20 protein-coding genes are annotated in these 22,046 nt (G+C 58.1%); 12 read left to right on the top strand and 8 right to left on the bottom strand.

What is annotated here, in order from left to right:
* Positions 1–127: 127 nt before the first annotated feature.
* Both dinB and lexA read right to left on the bottom strand, forming a co-directional pair.
* Positions 128–1,177 (bottom strand): DNA polymerase IV, encoded by a 1,050-nt coding sequence (dinB, locus tag ACGTN6_RS19985; protein WP_394594739.1) that lies wholly within the window; start codon positions 1,175–1,177, stop codon positions 128–130.
* 205 nt (positions 1,178–1,382) lie between these two features.
* Entirely contained in the window at positions 1,383–2,045 is a 663-nt protein-coding gene (lexA, locus tag ACGTN6_RS19990; RefSeq protein ID WP_394594740.1) for a transcriptional repressor LexA, read from the bottom strand.
* Between the two features lie 256 nt (positions 2,046–2,301).
* On the opposite strand from lexA, the gene ACGTN6_RS19995 reads away from it, so the two are divergent.
* Positions 2,302–2,946 (top strand): TetR/AcrR family transcriptional regulator, encoded by a 645-nt coding sequence (locus ACGTN6_RS19995; protein WP_394594742.1) that lies wholly within the window; start codon positions 2,302–2,304, stop codon positions 2,944–2,946.
* Between the two features lie 56 nt (positions 2,947–3,002).
* Here the strand turns inward: ACGTN6_RS19995 and ACGTN6_RS20000 are convergent, their stop codons facing one another.
* Positions 3,003–4,235: a type II secretion system F family protein gene (locus ACGTN6_RS20000; protein ID WP_394594743.1), complete on the bottom strand. Its 1,233-nt coding sequence runs from the start codon at positions 4,233–4,235 to the stop codon at positions 3,003–3,005.
* A 68-nt stretch (positions 4,236–4,303) separates the two neighbouring features.
* Positions 4,304–6,109, bottom strand: coding sequence for a type IV-A pilus assembly ATPase PilB (pilB, locus tag ACGTN6_RS20005; protein ID WP_459077062.1), 1,806 nt, complete (start codon positions 6,107–6,109; stop codon positions 4,304–4,306).
* A gap of 357 nt (positions 6,110–6,466) precedes the next feature.
* Between pilB and ACGTN6_RS20010 the strand changes: the two genes are divergently transcribed.
* Together ACGTN6_RS20010 and ACGTN6_RS20015 are read left to right on the top strand one after the other, a co-directional pair.
* A complete protein-coding gene (locus tag ACGTN6_RS20010; RefSeq protein WP_394594744.1) occupies positions 6,467–6,850 on the top strand; it encodes a prepilin-type N-terminal cleavage/methylation domain-containing protein in 384 nt (127 codons plus the stop codon).
* Positions 6,851–7,076: 226 nt separating this feature from the next.
* Positions 7,077–7,514, top strand: a complete 438-nt coding sequence (locus ACGTN6_RS20015; RefSeq protein ID WP_394594745.1) for a low molecular weight protein-tyrosine-phosphatase — start codon at positions 7,077–7,079, stop codon at positions 7,512–7,514.
* A gap of 93 nt (positions 7,515–7,607) precedes the next feature.
* Here the strand turns inward: ACGTN6_RS20015 and ACGTN6_RS20020 are convergent, their stop codons facing one another.
* Genes ACGTN6_RS20020 through ACGTN6_RS20030 form a run of 3 tightly spaced genes read right to left on the bottom strand, consistent with a single transcriptional unit; the run spans position 7,608 to position 10,495 of the window.
* Positions 7,608–8,912, bottom strand: a complete 1,305-nt coding sequence (locus ACGTN6_RS20020; RefSeq protein ID WP_394594747.1) for a TRAP transporter large permease — start codon at positions 8,910–8,912, stop codon at positions 7,608–7,610.
* Complete coding sequence (locus tag ACGTN6_RS20025) at positions 8,913–9,473, bottom strand: TRAP transporter small permease (protein WP_394594749.1); 561 nt, start codon at positions 9,471–9,473, stop codon at positions 8,913–8,915.
* Positions 9,470–10,495, bottom strand: coding sequence for a TRAP transporter substrate-binding protein (locus tag ACGTN6_RS20030; RefSeq protein WP_394594751.1), 1,026 nt, complete (start codon positions 10,493–10,495; stop codon positions 9,470–9,472). Before ACGTN6_RS20030 ends, ACGTN6_RS20025 begins: the two co-directional genes overlap by 4 nt.
* Before the next feature lie 217 nt (positions 10,496–10,712).
* On the opposite strand from ACGTN6_RS20030, the gene ACGTN6_RS20035 reads away from it, so the two are divergent.
* The 5 genes from ACGTN6_RS20035 (at position 10,713) to ACGTN6_RS20055 (ending at position 16,217) form a co-directional block, all read left to right on the top strand.
* Positions 10,713–11,561, top strand: coding sequence for an ABC transporter substrate-binding protein (locus ACGTN6_RS20035; protein ID WP_394594752.1), 849 nt, complete (start codon positions 10,713–10,715; stop codon positions 11,559–11,561).
* A gap of 62 nt (positions 11,562–11,623) precedes the next feature.
* Positions 11,624–12,292: an amino acid ABC transporter permease gene (locus ACGTN6_RS20040; protein ID WP_394594754.1), complete on the top strand. Its 669-nt coding sequence runs from the start codon at positions 11,624–11,626 to the stop codon at positions 12,290–12,292.
* A 19-nt stretch (positions 12,293–12,311) separates the two neighbouring features.
* On the top strand, positions 12,312–13,052 hold the full coding sequence (locus ACGTN6_RS20045; protein ID WP_394594756.1) for an amino acid ABC transporter ATP-binding protein: 741 nt from the start codon (positions 12,312–12,314) through the stop codon (positions 13,050–13,052).
* A 3-nt stretch (positions 13,053–13,055) separates the two neighbouring features.
* On the top strand, positions 13,056–13,724 hold the full coding sequence (locus ACGTN6_RS20050) for an amino acid ABC transporter permease (RefSeq protein WP_394594757.1): 669 nt from the start codon (positions 13,056–13,058) through the stop codon (positions 13,722–13,724).
* 918 nt (positions 13,725–14,642) lie between these two features.
* Entirely contained in the window at positions 14,643–16,217 is a 1,575-nt protein-coding gene (locus tag ACGTN6_RS20055) for a phosphoglucomutase (RefSeq protein WP_394594759.1), read from the top strand.
* A gap of 984 nt (positions 16,218–17,201) precedes the next feature.
* On the opposite strand, the gene ACGTN6_RS20060 is transcribed toward ACGTN6_RS20055, so the two are convergent.
* Positions 17,202–17,510, bottom strand: coding sequence for a hypothetical protein (locus ACGTN6_RS20060; RefSeq protein ID WP_394594761.1), 309 nt, complete (start codon positions 17,508–17,510; stop codon positions 17,202–17,204).
* Between ACGTN6_RS20060 and ACGTN6_RS20065 the strand changes: the two genes are divergently transcribed.
* The 4 genes from ACGTN6_RS20065 to ACGTN6_RS20080 are packed head-to-tail and all read left to right on the top strand — an operon-like array spanning position 17,509 to position 21,889.
* The gene (locus ACGTN6_RS20065; RefSeq protein WP_394594763.1) at positions 17,509–18,921 is read left to right on the top strand and encodes an ABC transporter permease; all 1,413 of its coding nucleotides are present in this window, start codon (positions 17,509–17,511) and stop codon (positions 18,919–18,921) included. The two genes, ACGTN6_RS20060 and ACGTN6_RS20065, sit on opposite strands and share 2 nt — an antisense overlap.
* Positions 18,921–19,571, top strand: a complete 651-nt coding sequence (locus ACGTN6_RS20070; RefSeq protein ID WP_394594765.1) for an ABC transporter ATP-binding protein — start codon at positions 18,921–18,923, stop codon at positions 19,569–19,571. The genes ACGTN6_RS20065 and ACGTN6_RS20070 overlap by 1 nt, the downstream gene beginning before the upstream one ends.
* A 23-nt stretch (positions 19,572–19,594) precedes the next feature.
* Positions 19,595–20,569, top strand: coding sequence for a glycosyltransferase family 2 protein (locus ACGTN6_RS20075; RefSeq protein WP_394594766.1), 975 nt, complete (start codon positions 19,595–19,597; stop codon positions 20,567–20,569).
* Positions 20,570–20,578: 9 nt separating this feature from the next.
* Positions 20,579–21,889 (top strand): glycosyltransferase family 2 protein, encoded by a 1,311-nt coding sequence (locus tag ACGTN6_RS20080; protein ID WP_394594767.1) that lies wholly within the window; start codon positions 20,579–20,581, stop codon positions 21,887–21,889.
* The last annotated feature ends 157 nt before the right edge of the window (positions 21,890–22,046 follow it).

Below are 22,046 nucleotides of genomic sequence, written 5' to 3' on the forward strand. Positions count from 1 at the left end.
GACGGGCGACGGGCGACGGGCGACGGGCGACGGGCGACGGGCGACGGGCGACGGGCGACGGGCGACGGGCGACGGGCGACGGGCGACGGGCGACGGGCGACGGGCGACGGGCGACGGGCGACGGGCGCTATAGCGGCAGGGTCAGCTGCTGCCGGGCGGCTTCGGGTTGCAATCGAACGCCTACGCCCAGCAGTCGCACGGGTCGTTCGGCACGGGTCCAGGCCTGTGCCAGCAGGCGCTCGAAGCTGGGCCGATCGATGGCCTGGCCGCGGCTCTCGAGGGTGGTCAGGCTGAAGTCGTCGAAGCGGACCTTCACGAACAGCCCGGCGATTGCCGGGCGTCCATGGCGCTCGAGGCGTTCCTCGAGTCGTTCGAAGAGCGGTGCCAGAGCCCCCCGGGCCTGGCCGAGGTCGGGGAGGTCGCTGTCGAAGGTGGTCTCGACGCTCACCGACTTGCGCTCTCGCTCGATCTTCACCGGACGCTCGTCGATGCCCCTGGCCAGTTCGAACAGCCGGTGGCCGAACTTCCCGAACTCCTCGATCAATCGCTCACGAGGCAAACGGCGCAGGTCTGCACAGCTTTCGACGCCCAGCGCCTCCAGTCGTGCCCCTGTGGCTGGCCCTACGCCATGTAATTTCTTGACCGGCAGATTGGCTACGAAGCCATCCACTTGCTGCGGCGGAATCACCGTCAGACCGTCGGGCTTGTCCCAGTCGCTGGCCACCTTGGCCAGGAACTTGGCTGGGGCGGCACCCACCGATACGATGATGCCGGTTCGGGCCAGGCATTCCCGTTTCAGCCACTGGGCCATCCAGGTGGCGCTGCCCTGGAAACCCTCCACGTCCGTCACGTCCAGATAGGCTTCGTCCAGCGACAACGGCTCCACCAGGGGGGTGAGCTCATGGAAGATCGCTTGAATCTGTCGCGATACCTCGCGGTACTTGTCGAAATCGCCTGGCAGCAGGGTGAGGTGAGGACACAGGCGCAGGGCCTGAGCCGTGGGCATCGCCGAGTGAATGCCATAGGCCCGAGCCGGATAGTTGCAGGTGGCGATGACCCCGCGATGCTCGCGCGAGCGGCCGATGGCCAGGGGAATGTCGCGCAGGCTGGGATCATCGCGCATCTCGACCGCCGCGTAGAAGCAGTCGCAGTCGGCGTGCAGGATCTTGCGCGTCAAGGCGGCAACCTCCTGGCTGGAGCGCTTTCCGAGCGCAGTCCTTGGCTAGGCCCGTTCCCTACGGGCCAACGCACTTCCCACATCTTTATGGGTCGCAAGGCAAAGCTCGACGAAGAACGGACCGGGCTCGTGTGCGAGTTGATGAGCCGTTCAATGAGCATTCTGAGAAGAGCGTAAACGCCGTGTGGAATAGCTCGGCAAGTGATTACGCTAGGGCTTGACCGTTGCCGCCGCGGATGACCCCCACGCCAATGCCCTCGATCTCGAGTGCCTCGTGTCGCAGGTCTACCTCGATAGCAGCAAAGTCGGGATTTTCCGCCTCGAGTCGCACGTGATGCCCCTGGCGGTGGAAACGCTTGACCGTCACTTCCTCCTCGAGGCGTGCCACCACGATCTGACCGTCGCGGATGCGGTCGGTGCGATGTACGGCCAGCAGGTCGCCCTCCAGGATGCCCACGTCCTTCATCGACAGGCCACGCACCCGAAGCAGGTAGTCGGCTCGCGGCGTGAAATACTCGGGAGGCAGCGGGCAGTAACGGTCGATGTGCTCGGCGGCGAGGATAGGGCTGCCGGCGGCCACTTCGCCGATTATCGGCAGACCTTGGCTTGGCTCGTCGTTGCTGGCCTCTCCGGCGGTGGTTGTTTCGGCCTCCTGCACGGGAAGGCGGATGCCCCGAGAGGTACCGCGGATCACACGAATGACGCCCTTGCGCTCCAGGGCGCGCAGATGCTCTTCGGCGGCATTGGCCGACTTGAACCCCAATGCCCGGGAGATTTCCGCTCGGGTGGGGGGGTAGCCCAGCTCGTTCATGGTCTTGACGATGAAGTCGTAGACGTTCTTCTGGCGTGGCGTGAGGGGGCGTGTCATGCGACCTCCGGAGCGGATGGCTAGGCGATTATTGGTTAAGTATACAGCATGGGATTCCATCCAGTAAAAGCCATCCTGTACGTCCAGCAGTGGACGACGGCCAGCGCGTCCGCCATCAAGGCGTGATTCGTTTCAAACATGTGATGGTTGACCCCGTTGAGGTAAATCCCTCACTCTCGTAGACTACGCAAAGATTCAAACAGTCGTTTCTAACTGTTCGTTCAATTTTAACCTCTGCCCACCCCGGATTGACACGATGGCCCAGCCCGATACCGTCACTCGCATTCTCGATACCGCCGAGGTGCTGTTCGCCGAACGCGGCTTCGCCGAGACATCGCTGCGCAACATCACCAGCAAGGCCAAGGTCAACCTGGCTGCAGTCAACTACCATTTCGGTTCCAAGAAGTCGCTGATCCAGGCGGTCTTCGCGCGCTACCTCGATCCCTTTACCGAGCGCTTTCACCGTGCGCTGGATGAGCTGGAAGCTCGACATGAGCGGGATGGAAGCGAGATTCCGTTGGAAGAACTGCTCGAGACCATGGCCAGGACGGTGCTCGAGGTGCCGGCCGAGCGCAACAGCCTGAAGGTCTTCATGCGTCTGCTGGGGCTCGCCTATAGCCAGGCCCAGGGCCACTTGCGTGGTTACATTCAAACCGAGTATGGCGATGTCTTTACCCGCTTTACCGAGCTGGTGCGACGGGCCACTCCCGAGCTTCCCGATGCCGAACGCTTCTGGCGCCTGCACTTCATTCTCGGTTCGGTGATCTTCACCCTATCCGGGTTGGATGCACTGCGCGACATCGCCGAGCACGACTATGGCGAACGTGTTTCGGTTAGTGATCTGGTGCTTCGGCTGCGGCCTGTCGTGGTTTCTGCCATGCAGGCACCGCTTCCGGGATAGAAGCGAGGTTCAAGGTAGAAGGTGTGGTGGGTGAGGTGAACTCTTGCCTCTTACCCCTAAATCACCGTCCCCAGCTCGAAGATCGGTAGATACATGGAGATCACCAGGCCGCCGACCAGCAAGCCGAGTACCACGATGATGAAGGGCTCGAGCAGCGAAGTGAGCGCATCGACCTGATTGTCGACTTCTTCCTCGTAGTAGTCCGCCACGCGGTTGAGCATGGCGTCCAGGGCACCGGCTTCCTCGCCGATCCCGACCATCTGCACGGCGAGGGCCGGGAAGCGTTCGGTGATGCGCATGGCGAAGTGCAACTGCTGGCCGGTGGCCACGTCATCGCGAACCTGATGCACTGCACGTTCGTAGACCTTATTTCCGGTGGCGCCGGCAGCCGTCTCCAGTGCCTCGACCAGAGGGACCCCAGCCGCGAAAGTGGTGGCCAGTGTGCGTGAGTAGCGAGCCACGCAGGACTTGTCGAGGATGTCCCCCACTATCGGAATGCGTAATGACAGGGCGTGCATGCGGTAGGCGAAGGTGTCGGAGCGTTTGATGCTGGCCCGGATCAGGAGGATTGCGATCACCGTGGTACCCAGTGCGCTTAACCAGTATTGCTGGGCGAGTTCCGAGAGCTGGATCGTCATGCGTGTCATCGCCGGCAGTTCGGCGCCGAAACCGCGGAACAGGCCTTCGAACTGAGGCACCACCTTGATCAGCAGCAGGGCGGTAACCCCGACACCCACCGCGATGACTGCTGCCGGGTACCAAAGCGCCTTCTTGACTCGCGACTTGATGGATTCCACTTTTTCCTTGTAGGTGGCCACGCGCTCGAGCATGCGGTCCAGCGAACCGGACTGCTCGCCGGCCTCCACCAGGTTGCAGAACAGCCGGTCGAAGTCGTGAGGATGACGCCTAAGTGCCTCCGAAAAACTGGCGCCAGCGGCCACCTCATTCATCAGCTCCTGCACGAGGGCACGCATGGCCGGCTTCTTCATGCTCTCGGCCACTACCTGGAACGCCTGCATGACCGGGACCCCGGCGCGGATCATGGTCGCCATCTGGCGTGCGAACAGCATGGTATCGCGCGGCTTGATCCTGCCCATGCCGTTGCCGATGACGCTCTTGCGGCGAATGCTCTTGACGATGATGTTCTGGCTGGTGAGCTCGCGCTCGACCTCAATGCGCCGTGACGCGATGATCTCACCGCCGATCTTGCGACCCTGTGGCCCCTTGCCGGACCATCGCCAGCGATAGAGCTTCAACTTTTGCGGCTTGCGCATGGCGGCGGTGGGCATGCTGACATTTCCTGCGGTCTAGTGAGTTGTGAGTTGTGATGCGTGGGCGGTGGAGAAGTGACGGATCCTCAATCCGTTGTCACGCGATTGACCTCGGCCAGGCTGGTCACTCCCTGGATGACCTTCATCAACCCGCTGCGCCGCAGGTCCGGGTGACCTTCCTCGCGTGCCTGGGCGTCAAAGTCCATGGCGTTGCCGTGGGTCATGATCAGCCGGCTCATCGCCTCGCTGACCGGTACTACCTCGTAGATACCGACGCGGCCCTTGAACCCTTGAGTACAGTGCTGGCAGCCAACGGGCTCGAACAGGGCTGCGCCATCGACCTCGGTCTCGCTTAAACCCTGCGCCAGCAGCGTCTCGCGGGGCATCGCGGCCGGTTGCTTGCAGTGATGGCACAGTCGCCGCGCCAGGCGTTGGGCAATGATCAGACTCACCGAGCTGGCAATGTTGAAGGGGGGGACGCCCATGTTGGCCAGGCGCGTCAGCGTCTCTGCCGCAGAGTTGGTGTGTACGGTGGAGAGCACCAGATGGCCGGTCTGGGAGGCCTTCACGGCGATCTCAGCGGTTTCCAGATCGCGTATCTCACCAACCATCACCACGTCAGGATCCTGCCGCAGAAAGGCGCGCAGGGCGCTGGCGAAGTCCAAGCCGATCTTGGGCAAGACATTGACCTGGTTGACTCCAGGGACCTTGATCTCCACCGGGTCCTCGGCGGTGCAGATATTGCGCTCGATGTCGTTGAGCATGTTGATGCCAGTGTAGAGCGTCACTGTCTTGCCGCTGCCGGTAGGGCCGGTCACCAGAATCATGCCCTGCGGCTGCTCCAGCACTCCCTCGTACATGACGCGCTGTTCGGCGGTGAAGCCGAGCTCTTCGATGCCCATCTGCGCTGAGGCCGGGTCGAGGATCCGCAGCGCCAGTTTTTCGCCGTAAACGGTAGGCAGCGAGTTGACGCGAAAGTCGATGGAACGCGTGGACGATATCTTCAGCTTGATGGCCCCGTCCTGAGGGAGGCGGCGCTCGGAGATATCCAGCCGCGACATCACCTTGAGGCGTGCGGCGATGCGCGCGCGCATGGCAAAGGGCGGATGGGCCACATCGTGCAGGAGGCCATCGATGCGAAAGCGTACACGGTAGCTGGTCTCGTAGGGCTCGAAGTGGATATCCGACGCGCCACGGCGAATAGCATCCAGCAGGATCTTGTTCACGAACTTGACGATGGGAGCGTCGTCACCGGCGGCGGCGCTCGCCTGCGGTTCGTTGCTGACGTCGCTGGCCCCATCTTCGTACTGCAGCTCGCCGATGGCATCATCGGTGGCTGTCAGTTCGTCGAGCATCGACGCCTCGCCATGCGACAGGTAGGCTTCCACCACCGGGCTCAACTGGTCCACCGGCGCCAGAATGCCTTCCGGTGTCAAACCGGTGGCAAACTGCAGCTCGTCCAGCAGGGCCAGGGTGCTCGGGTAGGGCACCGCGACCGTGAGTCCATGCCCATGACGATGCAGGGGTAGTACGCCCAGCTTGCGCAGGATTCGTTCCGGGTACTCCCTAGCGGGTGGCAGGCTTTGGTGACGCAGGGCGTCCAGGTCCATGATGGGCAGGCCGTATTCTCGAGCGGCGGCCGAGGTGGCCTGACGGGCCGAGATCAGGCCGGCCTTGATGACGTGTTCCAGCAGCGAGATCTCTGACTCGTGGGCCTCCTTCTCGGCGCGGCTGGCCGCCGCCTCGTTCAACAGTCCTTCCTCCACTAGCCGTCGCGACAGTCCTCTCATGCCATGGCGCACGCCGCTGTGGCCCGGCGCTTGAGAGGGGCGCGCGTCAGGGGTGGTCATCGGTTTGGGGTGTTCGGCAGAAGCGGAGTGGTTGTCGTTCATGCAGTTCCCTGGGCGGATGGCACGACGGTCTAAGGTTTCATAGCCATGATTCTAGTCCTTATGCCTGACTCCCGCCCAGCGAGAGCGAGCATGGCGTCATACTTTAGTGTGGTATATCGCAGCCATTTATCGCATGGCTGGGGGCATGAGGCGCTTCCTGGGGCTGGATGGCAAACTTGCAGGCATGCAGGCTGTAACTTAGTGTAAGTGAGAGGGCGGTATGGGCCATTCGTAGATAAACCGGCCAGTTGGCGAGCTCGGCTGCCAGGGACGCTGCAGCAACCTTCGGCAAGGTGGCGCCCGAACGCGAAGTCGACCGTCAGGCGACGTGATGCGATCAAGGCAAGGAGGTAAATAATGAACGTGCAGATTATGCCGAAAAGGACGCTGAGTACCCAAGGCGGCTTTACCCTGATCGAGCTGCTGATCGTCGTCGCGATTATTGGGATTTTGGCCGCGATTGCGATTCCTCAATATCAAGATTATACAGAGAGAAGTGCGAACAGTGCTTGTGAATCAGATGCGCGTTCATATAGCACTGCTGTTGCGGCTGCATATGCTGCTGGCGAGGATTCTATCCCGAGCGCAGAGGATGTTCTCGGTGCTAATTATGGTGATGGGGATGATGTTGAACCTGCCTGCTCTGAGCTCAGTCAGGCAGACGGTGTTGTAACCTATTCTGCTGCTGATCCTGGTAGTGTTGAGGATGCGATCATTACCGCTTGGGATACCGATAGCTGATCATTTTGTTTGATGCGTAGTAGTGGGTTTGAAGTGATTTTCTTTAAGAAGATTGGCCGGCCTATGCCGGCCGCCTTTTACTTGAGCTTTGTCATTAGGCGTCTGTGAAACCAGAATACTTCACCACTCACCACTCACCACTCACCACTCACCACTCACCACTCACCACTCACGATCCCGTATCATATGCTGCCAGTAACGCCATCGCCCTTCGGAGCCTTCCTAGATGTTCCAGCACTTGCTCGTCGTGTGTACCGGCAATATCTGTCGTAGCCCCGTCGCCGAAGCCATGCTGAAGGTGACGTTCCCCGAACGGCACGTGGTGTCGGCGGGCCTGGGGGCGCTGGTCGGTCAGGGCGTCGAGCCCACGGCCCGCAAGCTGGCCGAGGCCGATGGCCTCCAGGTCGAGGCGCATCAAGCAAGACAAATCACCCACGAGATGATTCATGACGCCGACCTCATCCTGGTGATGAGCGAAGGCCAGCGTCGATCTCTCGGCGATCTTTCCCCGTCTGCGCTCGGCAAGATCATGCTGATCGGTCACTGGCTCGATGGCGGCAAGGGAGTCGAGATCCCCGATCCCTATCGCAAGAGCGATGAAGCCTTCGAGCACGTGCATCGGCTCTTGAAGGAAGCCACACAGACATGGTGGGAAAGGCTGTAGCTGGGACAGCGTGTGGCCCATGCGCCGATTGGGTTCAGCGGATGGCGACGCCCGGCTCGGTGCACCGAGCCGGGCGTCGACGTTTCCGGAATGCTAGCCGGCAAGCACCGTTGGTAGCCACAGCACGATGGTTGGCCAGACGCTGATGATAAGGGCCGCGAGGCACATCAGCGCGAAGAAAGGCGCCGCGGCCAGGGCGACGCGGCCGATGCTCTCCCCGGTCAGCCCTTGAAGCACGAAGAGGTTGAAGCCCACCGGTGGGGTGATCTGCCCCAGCTCCACCATGATCACCAGGAAGACGCCGAACCACAGCGGGTCGTAGCCGGCCTGGATGATGATCGGCAGGGTGATCGGCAGGCTCATCACGGTGATCGAGATGCCGTCCAGGAACAGCCCCAGCAGCACGTAGAACAGCGCCATGGCCAGCAGCAGGGCGACCGGCGAGAAGGACTGTGCGGCGATCCAGCCGGCCAATTCGCTCGGCAGATGCAGATAGCCCATGGCGGTGGAGAGCAGGGCGGCGGCCACCAGCAGGCTGCACACCATCACTGCGCTCACCAGCGCGCCACGCAAGGCATCCAGGAACAGTGCTACCGTCAGCTGGCGCTCCCACAGTAGCAGCGCCATGGTCGCGGCGCAGCCGACGGCGGCGGCCTCCGAGGGCGTGGCGATGCCGGTGTAGATGGCGCCGATGACGATCACGATCAGCCCCAGCACCGGGGCGAGGTCGCGCAGCGCCTGAAGGACATTGGTGCCGGTGTCTTCGGCCCTCGGTGCGAGGGCTGGATTGGCCAGGCAGCGCAGCCCCACATAGCCCACATACAGCGCAGCGATCAGCAGCCCCGGCAGCACGCCGGCCATGAACAGCTTGCTGATCGACACCTCAGCTTGCACGCCGTAGACGATCATTACGATCGAGGGCGGGATCAACAACCCCAGGCTGCCGGCACCGGCCAACGAGCCGATCGACAGGCCGCGGTCGTACTGGCGCTGGGCCAGCTCGCGGGTGGTGATCTTACCGATGGTGGCGGTGGTGGCGGCGCTCGAGCCACTGACCGCGGCGAACAGCGTGCAGCCGAGCACGTTGGTGTGCAGGATGCCACCGGGCAGTCGTCGGGTCAGCGGCGTCAGGCCGCGGAAGAGCCGTTCGGAGATGTTGGAGCGGAAGATTAGCTCGCCCATCAGGATAAATAGCGGAATGGCTGACAGTTCCCAGCTGTTGGCGGCGCGGAACAGGATCTTGGACAGAATCAGGCCAATGCGGTTGGCGTCGAAGTCGCCGAGCCCCCACAGCGAGAGCATGGCGACGATGACCAGGCCGGCAAACACCCAACTGCCCAGCGCGAGTATGGCGAGCAGCAGGCCGATCACGCCGGCCCCGACGAGTAGCGTTTCCATTCAGGTGTCTCCGCTGTCGAAGGCGTGGCGCTGCACCAGGATGCGCAGCGTACGCACGGCGAGCACCAGGCACAGCAGGTAGAGGCCGACCAGCAGCGTACCCTGGGGAATCCAAAGCGGCGTCTGGGCCAGGGTCTCGCTGACAATGCTGCGCTGGAAGCTGCGCTCCACGGCGATGGTCCAGTAGCGGGCCAGCCAGCCGAAGGCCAGCAGGGCGGTGACGCTGGCGAATAGCTCGAGCGGCCATCGCCAGGCCCGGGGCAGTCGCTCCAGAACGAGCGCCACGCGGATCAATCCGCCCTTTTCCAGCGCGTAGGGCAGCCCGAGGAAGGTCATGGCGGCCACGGCGTAGCCGATGTATTCGTCGAGGATGAAGGTGGAGCGTCCGAACAGGCGCAGTCCGATCTCGAGCAGAATATGGCCGAGCATGTAGACCACCAGCAGCATGGCCAGGCCGGCGCCCAGCGCCGCCAGGGCGCTGGTCAGCCGGCCGAGGGCCTCGACAAGCAGGGCGACGACGCTGGGGAAGGCGGCACCGTCACGGCGATGCTGTGAACTCATTCGTCGGTCTCTTCGTGGAAGGCGTCGAGAATGCGGATGGCACGCTCGCCAGTGCTGTCGATCCAGTCGTCGACCACCGGCTGCGCGGCCTTGGCGAGGGCGTCATGGAACTCGGCGGGCACAGGATCATGGATGGCGACTCCGTGTTCCTCGAGCTGGACGTAGTTCTCGGCCACGCGCTCCTTCACCACGTTCCAGTTGTGGGCATCGGTTTCCCTGGCAGCCTGCAATACGGCCTGCTGGTCCTCCTCGCTCAGAGATTCGAAGGCGTCGCGGTTCATGTGCACCATGTTGAGCGGCACGGCGTACTGGATGGCGTTGAAGTCGCTGAGGTGCTCCCAGAAGCTGCCGTTGGCGCCAGCCTCGGCGGAGGTGAGCACCGCCTCGATTCCGCCGGTGGCCAGTTGGGGTACCACATCAGCCCAGGAGAGCTTCACCGGCGCGGCGCCGGCATTCACCAGGGTGGCGGTGCCGCTGCGGTCGTAGCTGCGGATCTTGAGATCCTCGAGTTCCGCCATGCTGGTGACGGGGCCCTCGGACCAGATGCCGCTGGCCGGCCATGGCGAGGCATAGAGCAGGATCTGGTCGTTGTCTTCGAATACCTCCTGGTATGCCGGTCGAGCAATCTCGTAGAGGCGGTGGGCGGATTGGACGTCATCGGCAACGAACGGCAACGAGGACAGCAGGAAAATGGGATCGATGCCGCCAAGGGTCCCGGAGAGGCTGTCGGCTATCTGCACCGCATTGTCGGCCACCGCGTAGAAGTGATCCCCCGAGCGGAAGCCAAGCGAGCCGCCGGTGTGCAGGGTGATATCTACGTCGCCGTCGGTTAGTTCATGGACTCTATCGATGAACCAGGCATCGCCCTGGGCGTGGATCGAGCTGGCATTGTACTCGTTGGAAAAATCCATGCCGGCGGAGTGGGCCGGGAGGGAGACGGCGGTCATGCCGAGCGCCAGCAGAGGAACGGTCGCCTTGGCGAACGTGGGGCGAAAGTGCCGTTTCGGATAAACATCTGACATCAGCAGAATCCTTGTAGGTTGTTTTCGTTAGCCGATTCAGCATCCTGAAATACGCGTTGGCCTGGGGGCACCGTAGCGACATCTGATGTTCCAGACGCGGCACGCGTGGAGGGAATGAGGGGAACGATGCTTTCCCGCGGCGTGTTTGACAGTGTCGATATAAACAACTCATATTGAGTTGGCGACATAATAAAATTCACTAAGTTGCGAGAAAATCATGAAAGGAACAAACGTATCGCTTGTGTCCGCCGCTATCCTTGCACTCGCTGGGGGCATCGCTTCCACGGCCCACGCGCAGGATCCCTACACGGTCGGGGTGGAAGCATCGTTTCCCCCCTGGGCCTATGTGGAAAGCGGAGAGTTCAAGGGGATCGCCATTGATGCCATGGAAGCGATTGCCGATGAAATCGGCATCGACATCGAATTCCAGGACATGCCGTTCCCTTCGCTGATTCCGGCATTGGCCGCTGAAAAGATCGATATCCTGGCGACCGGGCTGACGGTGACCGAGGAGCGCAGCGAGAACATCGATTTCACCATTCCCTGGTGGGAAACCAACGATGTTGTACTGGTGCCCGAGGATTCCGATCGCAATGTCTTTACCGCGGTGTGCTGCGGGGCGCGTATCGGTGTACAGGGTGGGTCTTCCCAGGAAGCCTGGATGGAAGAAAACGTGGTGGATTCCAGTGATATCGACGTCGAACTGGCCAAGTACGATAGCTACGTCACGGCGGTTGATGACATGGCGATCGGTCGGATCTCCTCGGTGATCGTGGATGACACCTCGGCCCAGGAGTACATCAACGCCGGCAAGCCGGTGAAGATGGCCGGCAAGATCTACATTCGTGCACCTCTGGCCCTGGCAGTATCGAAGGATGACCCTCAAGAGATCCTGGGGCAGCTGAACCAGGGCATCATGGCCATCTACGAGTCTGGTGAGTGGGGGGAGATCGTCGACCAGTACATCCCAGGGGTTTCCGTCCCGACCATACCGGGCCATATGCCGGACTTCGTCGATACCTACCAGAAGCCGGTTGCCGGACTTCCCGAGCTTGGTAACGAATGACTCGATGCCACGACGAACGCCTTCTCCTCGGGGGAAGGCGTGCGTCATGCTAGGAACCCAGCATGGATATCTACGACGTACTCATACGAGACTTTCCCTTTTTGCTGAAAGGGCTGGGGGTGGCCATCGTGCTGCTGGTCGCCCTGCTGTCAATCGGCTTCGTCCTGGGCATGGCCATCTGCCTGATACAGCTCTATGGACCTAGAAGCCGGCTGGTGCAGTGGTCGCTGCTGCTCTACGAACGGATCTTTCGCGGTATCCCGATCATCATCATGCTGTTTATCTTCTATTACGGCATATCGGGCGTGTTCGATATCTCGGCGTTCAGCGCGGCGATTCTCGCCATGGGGTTGCGTTCGGCGGCCTACCAGTCCCAGATCTTCCGTAGTGCCTTCCAGTCAGTACCTTCGGGGCAGATGATGGCCGCTCGCGCCATGGGCATGTCCAAGGTCAAGGCGATCCGCCACATCATCTTTCCCCAGGCGGCGCGACACGCTATTGGACCATGGACCAACGAGTTCTCTTCGGAGATCAAGGAAACGTCTCTGGCCTACGTCATCGGCGTGGTGGAGCTGACTCGCCAGGCCCATTACATCATCACCAGCACCCAAGGCAATGTCCTGACGGTCTTTGCCGTCGTGGCGCTGCTGTATTTCATACTCAACCGGACAGGCAACAGCCTGCTGTATGCCTTCGAGCGGAAGCTGGCGGTGCCGGGCTTTGAAAAATAATGCAAGGGGAAAGCCGATAATGGCGGATGAACTGATTCTGGACGTACAGGGTGTGAAGAAGGCCTTCGATGGGCTTGAAGTCCTCAATGGTATCGGCTTCGGGCTTCGCAAGGGCGAGACCAAGGTGTTGATCGGCCCCTCCGGCTCGGGTAAGAGTACCCTTCTGCGTTGCATCAATTACCTGACGGTGCCGGATGCCGGGCGTATCTATCTCAACGGACAGGAAGTCCTGGATGCCAACATCGATGCGATGCGTGCACGGATGGGCTTCGTTTTCCAAGACTTCAACCTCTTTTCGCACCTGACCGTGCTCGATAACGTGCGTATCTGCCAGGTCAAGGTCAATGGCGTGGACAAGGACACCGCCACGCGTCGAGCCCATGATGAGCTGGAGCGAGTCGGCCTGGGCGACAAGGCCGGTGCGTATCCGGCGGAGCTTTCCGGCGGTCAGCAGCAGCGCGTCTCGATCGCCCGAGCCCTGGCCATGGACCCCGACCTGCTGTTGTTCGACGAGCCTACATCGGCGCTGGATCCGGAATTGACCGGTGAGGTTGTACGCGTGATGCAGCAGTTGGCCACCGAGGGGATGACGATGGTGGTGGTGACGCATGAAATGAGTTTTGCCCGGCAGGCGGCGGACGAGATCATCTTCATGGAAAAGGGCCATATCGTCGAGCAAGGCACGCCGGACGCCATGTTCTCCGCGTCCGAGAACGCGAGGACGCGGGCCTTCCTCAATGTCATCGCGGAGCACGGGTGAGTCATGCTGGAATTCATCGAGTTCGGTATCGAGTGGTTCCCCGAGCTGCTGCGTGGCATCCCCGTCACACTGTCGATGTGGGCAATCGCCATTTCTCTGGGGTTCATCCTGGGGCTGATGCTGTGCTGGGCCAGGGTCTATGGCAATCGGCTCTTTTACTGGATCAGTACCGTCTACGTGGAGCTGTTTCGTGGCACGCCGATGCTGGTACAGATGTTCTTCATCTATCTGGGCCTTCCCCACGTCGGGATCGTCTTCGATGCCTTCACCGCGGCGGTGATCGCCATCACGCTCAATAGCGCCGCCTACCAGGCCGAGTACTTCCGCGGTTCGGTGCTATCTGTGCCCAAGGGGCAGCTGGTCGCTGCTCGAGCCTGTGGCATGACGCAGTGGCAGGCGATACGCCACATCATGCTTCCCCAGGCCCTGCGGCGAGTGATCCCGCAGTGGTCGAACGAGGCGATCATCGAGCTCAAGTTCACCTCGATCGCCTACACGATCGGCGTTGTGGAGATCACCGCCATTGCCTCGGATATCGGCTCTAAAACTCTGGATTTTTTCCAGATCTTCCTCTGGGCGGGCCTGATATATCTGGTGCTCACCTCCACGGTGGCTAGCCTGCTGAGGCTACTGGAACGGCGTTACTACGTACCCGGGGTCACCAGCGCCTGATGCGCGTTCGCCATGCGGGTTCCGGAACGCGCGGGGCTGGGCCTGAGCCTGCATGAGCGGGTGGCCGGCTGGACGCTCGCCACGGCGGAAGTGGGGCAGTACCCTTGAAGTGGGCGAAGGCAGTGGCCCGACGTGGGCTGTGTTGCGAAGGACCTCGGCATGCCATGTCCGGGGGTCTTGTATCAAGGCGATATGGGAATGAGGCAAAAAGTGGCCTGGTCGCCGGTGAGCAGTAAGTCGACACTCAGTGTCGATTCATCTCGTTGGGCAAATCAACCCGACTGAAGCTGCTCTTCGGCGAAAGCGAGAAGCGATTGGTAGTCGACATTGTGCCGCGCAGCGGACAGCTCGACCTTTGAATGTGGGCCGCTTGCTCTCTTGGCGCGAGGATGGGGTCTTGACGCGAGGATTGGGTGAAGGCGCGATCGGCAAGCACCATGCTGAAGCGTATGGCTCGCGAACGGCTTTTACATGGTGCAAGCATGAAGCCCCGGACGGGCAAAGCGACAAGGCCTTTGTTTGTTGTTGTTGCCAAGGCCTTGATTCAAAAGCTTATTGTATTTGTTGGCGTGGCTTTCGCTTTATTGTTGGGTGAATGGTCGCCAGGGCGGCGGCTATTCAAACGTGAGCTGGCGTGCTCCAACTGGTCCCCTTCGGGGGACTTTTTTTATGTGCGTTTCAATGGTCGCTATGATGGCGACGATGGTCGGACACGACAACGCGACCTTAGTGGTGCGACCTTAGTGGTAGATTCGCGTCCTCCTGTGAGGTTGAGGGAGGGGAGTCAGCGACGGCCCATGAAGTCCGTGATGAAATCTGCTCGACATGGCACCATAGCGAACCTTTCGCCCGCAGGCGGGTCAGTCGGCAGATAGGTGTCGACGGCACGGGGCGCGCGGCTGACACAGAGTAGGTGACATGCAGGACGTAATTCAGGCATTCCATGACATCCATCCAGACCTGGACGAAGCGGGGCAGGCCGTTAGCTTCGGGACTTCCGGGCACCGTGGCCGCTCGCTGGCCGGCTCCTTCAATCGAGCGCATATCCTGGCGGTGACTCAGGCGGTAGTGGATTACCGACGCCAGGCCGGCATCGAGGGCCCGCTGTTCCTCGGCCGCGATAGTCATGCGTTGTCTCGGCCGGCCTGGGAAGCCGCCCTGCAGGTATTGGTCGCCAACGGTGTCGAGACGCGCATTGAGTGTGATGGCGAACTGACGGCCACCCCGGTGGTGAGCCGTGCCATCCTGCACCATAATGCCGATCCCCAGCAGGCACGGGCCGACGGCCTGATCGTGACGCCGTCGCATAATCCGCCCGAGGACGGTGGCATCAAGTACAATCCACCGCATGGCGGGCCCGCCGAGGGCGAGGTGACCGGCTGGATCGAGCGTCGTGCCAACGCTCTGCTGTCACAGGAACTCGATAGCGTCGCCGAGGTATCGCTCGACGAGGCGCTGGCGCAGGCTGTCCGCCATGACATGGTGGGGGAGTATGTGACGGCGCTGGCATCGGTGGTGGATCTCTCTGCCATCGCTGCTTCCGAATTGCGTCTGGCGGCCGACCCTATGGGAGGAACGGCGTTGCCAGTCTGGCAGGCCATCGTCGAGCGCCATGGGCTGAATCTCGAAGTGGTCAACACTGACGTCGACGAGACTTTCGCCTTCATGCCGCCTGACCATGACGGCAAGATCCGTATGGACTGCTCAAGCCCCGCGGCCATGGCCAATCTGCTGGCGATGAAGGATGACTTCGACCTGGCCTTCGGCAACGATCCGGATGCCGACCGCCACGGCATCGTCGATGCCGCTGGGCTCATGAACCCGAACCACTATCTGGCGGTTGCCATTGATTACCTGCTTCGCCATCGTCCCGGCTGGGAAACATCCCTCAAGGTGGGCAAGACCCTGGTGTCCTCTTCGATCATCGATCGGGTAGTCGCCGACCAAGGCCGAGGTCTCCATGAAGTGCCGGTCGGCTTCAAGTGGTTCGTCGACGGTCTGCACGAGGGCTGGTTGGCCTTTGGCGGCGAAGAGAGCGCCGGGGCGAGCTTCCTCACCCTTGAAGGGCGGCCCTGGTCGACCGACAAGGATGGCATCCTGCTGTGCCTGCTGGCGGCTGAGATCATGGCTGTTACCGGGAAGCGCCCCAGCGAGCGATATCGCGAGCTGACCGCACGCTTCGGGGCTCCCCACTATCGACGGGTCGATACGTCCTGCACACCCGCGCAACAGCAAGCGTTCAAACGCCTGGATCCTGCAAGTCTGATGCTGAGCAGCCTGGCCGGCGACCCGGTCGAGCGGCTGATGGCCAACGCTCCCGGCAACGGGGCTCCCATCGGCGGGCTCAAGGTGGAAACGGCCAATGGCTGGTTCGCGGCTCGCCCCAGTGGTACGGAACCGCTCTACAAGATCTATGCGGAGAGCTTTTGTGGCGAGGCCCATCTGCAGTCCTTGATCGACGAGGCGCAAGCCAAGTTGGATGCGGTCTTGTAGGGGGTATCGGGGCAGTCAGTTGCGTGGTTCGTAGCTTGTGTGCCTGTCTCAGGTTTGTCACCGTCCATGATCGAATGGTCGGTGAACCGCCTTTTGCTGCTGGCTTTGTATGGGTCTTTGAGCGGATATCCTTGGCGATGGTCCATCGTATTTGGCAGCTACAGTCGGTTTTGCGCCTCGTTCTTTTAATTCGGCATGCTAAAATTAGAGGAGACTACATCTGGGTGGCGTTGGGTCGACTTCCTGGTAACGTGCTTGTTGATAATAAGCTAATGGAGGTATTTGTTAATGACAATGCATAAGTATGAGTTTTTTAATGTGCCGCCTAGGGAAAGTGTATTACATGTAGGTCGCCCAGTGCATCCAAGTTAAATTAGCCGAATCGTTGTGCATGTTTTTAACGCATGGAGCTATGCTGGCCGCTGTCGTAAAATAGCAATCTTATCATATAAAAGGGGAATGTGGAAGAACCGGTTTTAGCGGAAGCGCTGATAAGGTACACGATAAATATAAAAAGGGGGCTTCATGGTAATTCGCTTCGACATCGGCTGTGCGGTGAGTTCAAGACTGGATCATTGGGGCGGGAAGGCACTTGGAGAATTGTCAATTGCTCTCTGACCTTTTAAGGCGGCGAGCTGAAATGTGCTCAGCGGCAAGAAATTCTGAAAGAAGGGACTTAAATTGTTAAAGTGTAGACTGGAAGTTGGGATGATGCCGCCATAGCTGATTTTCTCAGCACAGTAGATTTAGCGAGCCATGAGCACAGCATGAATCCCAAAGTTGCTCAGTGAGCCATGGCTGAAGTGTTGACATGGTGAATTGCTGGTGCTGCGAAAGCTAGTGAATATTCGCGGCGTGACAAAGTGTCAGAGCTGAGCCGATAATTGGCTTGTGACGACGCTAAGGATTATAGGGCATGGGGAAGCGTCCGGAACAATCCTTGGGCGGTAGCGTGTCTGTAAAGCTATATGTAGATGACTTCTGTTAGTCATTTTGAATGAGGCTCTCAGGGCGTTGTGAAAAATTTCGAGCAATGTTCGAGAGTGCATTTTTATGATCTCTTGGCTGAGATTTTAAGGGATGTTTTTTAATGGTAATGCTGGCGCTTCTGATGCGTTTGGGGCTTTGCCAAAGCTGGTAAAGCGACTCAGTATTATAAGCCACAGCCAGCATTCGCTGGTCATTTAATAAGTGAAAGCCTGCTGCAATGAATGAGCAATCGATAGCAAAAAAACCGATGATCGGGAAGCTTCCTCCAGCAAGCAATGCGTTGAGCTGGCCGCGTGAGGCCATGCGCCAAGCTGAATGGGAGAAAGCCTGCGAGCGGTGGGCCATTATTCGCCAAGTATACGTTGATGAGCCGGCTGTATGGATACAACCTGCTATTGCTCATCGCAAGTTGGGTCAATTCGACGTGGCTAACGGGCTACTCGATAGTGCTCGGGAGCGATTTCCCGACCTGCCTGACCCCTTGATTGAGCTGGCCATGCTGCAATGTGAGAGAGGTTGGTTGGTAGAGGCCGAGGCTCTGGCCGCAGAAGCACGGGAGCGATTCCCTGACAACCTGTCAGTTATGCTGAATTCAGCGCGCGTATCAGCCAGGCGTGACAACCTCTCGGAGGCACTGGTGTTCAATCGCCAGGCCCGTGAGACATTTGAGGAATCTTCCGAGCCGTGGTTACAGTTCGCGGAGCTTGCCATGCAGGCCAAGGATTGGACACAGGCGCTGGAGCGGTGGCAAGAAGTGAGGCAACGCTTTCCCAAGCATGCCGAGGGTTTTACTAGAGCGGCGATCGCTGCCGAAGCCCTTGGTGACGGGACTCAGGCCCGCCGTCTCAGGCTGGCACAGGAGTACGGCAATGCCTGGTTGGAAAGCGTTCAGGAGACAGACCTGGGCGAAAATGAGGCGGCACATACGATTAATCCCCCTCAGCGCCGAAATTGGAGAACCTTCCTAGATCTCGTCTGGACCAAGGCTCGATTGAACCTCAAGAGCGAAGCTAGCCAGAACCATCTGCGTTATCTATGGTGGATTCTCGATCCAGTGCTCTACATGACGGTTTTCTATATTGTCTTCGGCATTTTGATGGAGCGAGGTGGCCCCGGTTTTATTGCCTATCTGTTGACTGGGTTGGTGCCCTTTCAATGGTTTGCCAAGACGGTGCAGCATACTTCTAATTCCATCGTCGGAGGCAAGGGGTTGATGCATAAGGTGCGCATCTCGCCGCTGTTTTTTCCGCTGGTAGGCATTGTGCAGAACACTGGGAAGCAGTTGCTGGTGTTCAGCATGTTGGGAATCTTCCTGATCCTCTACGGTCTGCCACCGACAATTCACTGGCTGGCTTTTATACCTATTGTCCTGGTTCAGTTAATGCTGATGACGGCAGTGAGTTGCACACTGGCGATGGTGGTGCCATTCGTCAGAGACTTGACCAATCTGATTCCCACTGGCATCCAGTTTCTGCTTTTTACGAGTGGTATCTTTTATACCATCGACAGGATTCCAGAGGAGTGGCGTTCGCTATTTTTTACAAACCCGATGGCCAATATCCTCTACCAGTACCGTCAGGTGTTCGTCGAGAACCAGTGGCCGGATTGGAGTGGGCTCGGTTGGGTCGCTCTTGGGTGTATCGTAGGACTTGGCATCGTAGTTTTTCTGTATCGTCGCCTGGAGCCCATCTTTCCAAGAGTGGTGATTGAATAATGTCCAGTAATGTCAATGGAAAGTGCGGCGATGTTATTATCTCTCTACAGGATGTAGGGGTGCGTTATAAACGTCGCGGTGGACTCTTTCGCAAGCCTGAATATTTTCAGGCGCTGGAGGGGGTCAGTTTCGATATTCATCGTGGCGAGACTCTTGGCATCCTTGGCCGAAATGGTGCCGGTAAGTCGACACTGCTTCGTGTTGTGGCAGGTATCATCCAGCCGGATAGCGGGGAAATCGTAAATCATGGGGTTACTGTTTCTCTGCTAGCGCTCCAGGCGGGCTTTGATGCTGAATTACCTGGAACGGATAATGCCATCCTCAGTGGCATGCTGATGGGGTATACCCGCAAGCAGGTTGAGGCTCGGTTGGGCGATATCGCTGAGTTTTCTGAACTCGGTGACTTCATGTACGAGCCAGTAAAAACCTATTCGTCAGGCATGAAGTCAAGGTTGGGTTTTTCCGTGGCGATGTATATGACACCTGACGTGCTCCTTTTAGATGAAATCTTGAGTGTTGGCGATAAGGATTTTAAAAAGAAAGCCGAAACAGAAATGATGAAAAAAGTACATTCGGATCAGACGGTGCTTCTTGTTACGCACTCTGAGCAGCAAGCCAAAAGGTTGTGTGAGCGCAGTATTTCTTTGTAAATGTTTCTTGTCAAGAGGTCGTTATGATGGCAAGGGTTGCAGTTGTTATTCCGGTGCATAATGAAAGAGATCGACTGGTAGGTGCTGTTCAGTCTATAGCGGAATATAATAGTGTTTCGGTCAAGTTTTATATAGTCGATGATGCCTCCACTGATGGGACCAAGCAGGCAGTTGAGAACTACCTGAAGAATAAGAGGCTGCCACATGAGGTAATTGTCAACGCCCAACCTCAAGGGGCTGGAAGCAGCAGAAATCTTGGGTTTGAGAGAGTAGCAGAGGACTATACTCTTTTCTTTGATGCGGATGATTTCGTGTTTCCGGGTATGCTGGACAGGTTGGTGGAAAAGGCGGATATAGAGTCAGCACAGGTCGTTGTGGCAGAGTATGATCGTGTCTACGCGGAAAATGACCGAAAGCTGGGCATGAATCATCACGACGAAAGAATATTTGAACGAGTAAGAAAAGAACGAGCGGCTTCTCCCTATTCAATAACACGCATGGGATTTATTCTGGAGTTGGTTAACTATCCTTGGAATAAACTGATCTCTACCAGCTTTGCGAAAGAGATAGGCCTCATGTTTTCCACGACCCCTGTCCACAATGATGTCTTTGCACACTGGCAGATTCTGATGAACTGTGATCGGCTGTCAGTTCTTCATGAGTCATTTTGTGGTCATAGAGTTTCAATGAAGGCGAATCAGATCACCAATATATCAGACTCCAGGCGGTTGTCCATGCTGGATGTTTTTTCTGAGGTTGATGACTACTTTAGGATCAACAAAGACTTCAAGGGTGTTTTTTATCATTATTTTATTTCTTTCAAGATAAAGCTCTTCAGGTGGGGGAATGCCAGAATAGATGAATCTCACCGGGAAGAGTTTTATAGTGCTTTTTGTGAAACGTTTTCCATGATGACGAAACGAGATTTTTATCTTCTTTCTGAAAGGATGCCGCGTGTCGCGGTGGAAGCCCTTCGTTATCGACTCCGTCTAGCCTGAAGGTGATCCATGATCTCGGTGATTGTTACTACTTATAATATTGAAAAGTATATTGAGCAGTGTCTCGAGAGTGTTGTTGGTCAGACATTTAAAGAGTTGGAGATAATAGTCGTTGATGATGGTTCCAGCGACGGGACCAAGGAGGTCATCAACCGAATAGCAGAGCGGGACGCTCGTGTTGTGCCTGTCTTGCTCCCGGAAAATACCCCTGGGGGGGTGGCTGTTGCAGCAAATATAGGCATGTCGAGGGCGAGTGGTGAATATATCGGCTTCGTCGATGGTGATGATTGGTGTGAGCCTTTCATGTTCGAGAAGCTGGTCTCTTCGGCTACGCAGCTTGGCTCGGATATCGTCATTGGGAATTTCAAGAATTATGATGAGTTGTCGGCTTCTTACTATGATGCAAGCGATAAGAGGCACTGGGTCAATGGGCTTCCGAAGAACCAGTTGGTCTCTGGTGAGGAGGCTAAAAAGTCTCTGCTGAAATTCAATCCGGTGCCATGGAGGAAGCTTTACAAGAGATCATTTCTCGAGGCGAATGATATAAGGTTTCCTGAAGGTGATTATTTTTATGAAGATAATCCATTTCACTGGTTTTGTGTTATCAAGGCTGAGACTTTTTCATTAGTCCCTGAATATCTTTGCTATCACCGTATGAATCGTGTGGGTCAAACCATGTCGTCTGGTGATAGAAGACTGCTAGCGATGTATGAGCATCATAAAACCATCCATGACTGGCTGGTGGAAAACGCTTTTCTTGATGCCTACAAGATAGAGCTGGTTTTGTGGATGGTGAATAATTCTTGCTGGATATATGATGCTATCAAGGATGAGTACAAAGAAGATGTCGTGTCATGCCTTCGGCGTGAACTGAGCAACTACGAACCGGAGTTTGTCATATCGACGCTTGCGCCCGGCAATATGGGAAGCAAGGGCAGAAAGTTGGCTTATCGCGCGCTTGGTATTGAAGAGAAAGATAAGGCTGGTCAAGTAGATGGCTCTAAAAATAGCTTGGATAAGCTAGGCCTGGTTGGCGATGCTGTCGAATACTACAAGGAATATGGTGCGATAGAGACTGCCAAGAAGGTTAAGAGCTATTTGTATGCCAGGGCCCCCTCTCAGTTGAGGCGAGCGGTTGGTAGGTTGCGTTCTAATCGCGATGGAAGTAACGATCTGGAAAGAGTTCTCAAAGAGGTCCGTGATCATGTTGAGTTTCAGAAGCTCATGAGCGCCCTTGCTGAGGAAGAGAATGAAAAGTTGAGAGAAGAGATAAAAGCCATCAGAGCTGAGCTTGTAGAGATCAAGAATAGGCTTGGATAAATTGGCTGAATCCGTTGCTTATATACATATTGTACAGTGATGGTTATTACCTGACACATGCCCCCGTGGGGCCCCTATAGTTAAGCAGTGTTTTCCGTCGTTTTCCTGGGCTCCTTCTTCGCTGATTTGGGGAGCCCTTTCTTGAACGCGGCATAGG

The organism is Halomonas sp. B23F22_20 (assembly GCF_043496985.1).
Taxonomy (GTDB): Bacteria; Pseudomonadota; Gammaproteobacteria; order Pseudomonadales; family Halomonadaceae; genus Halomonas.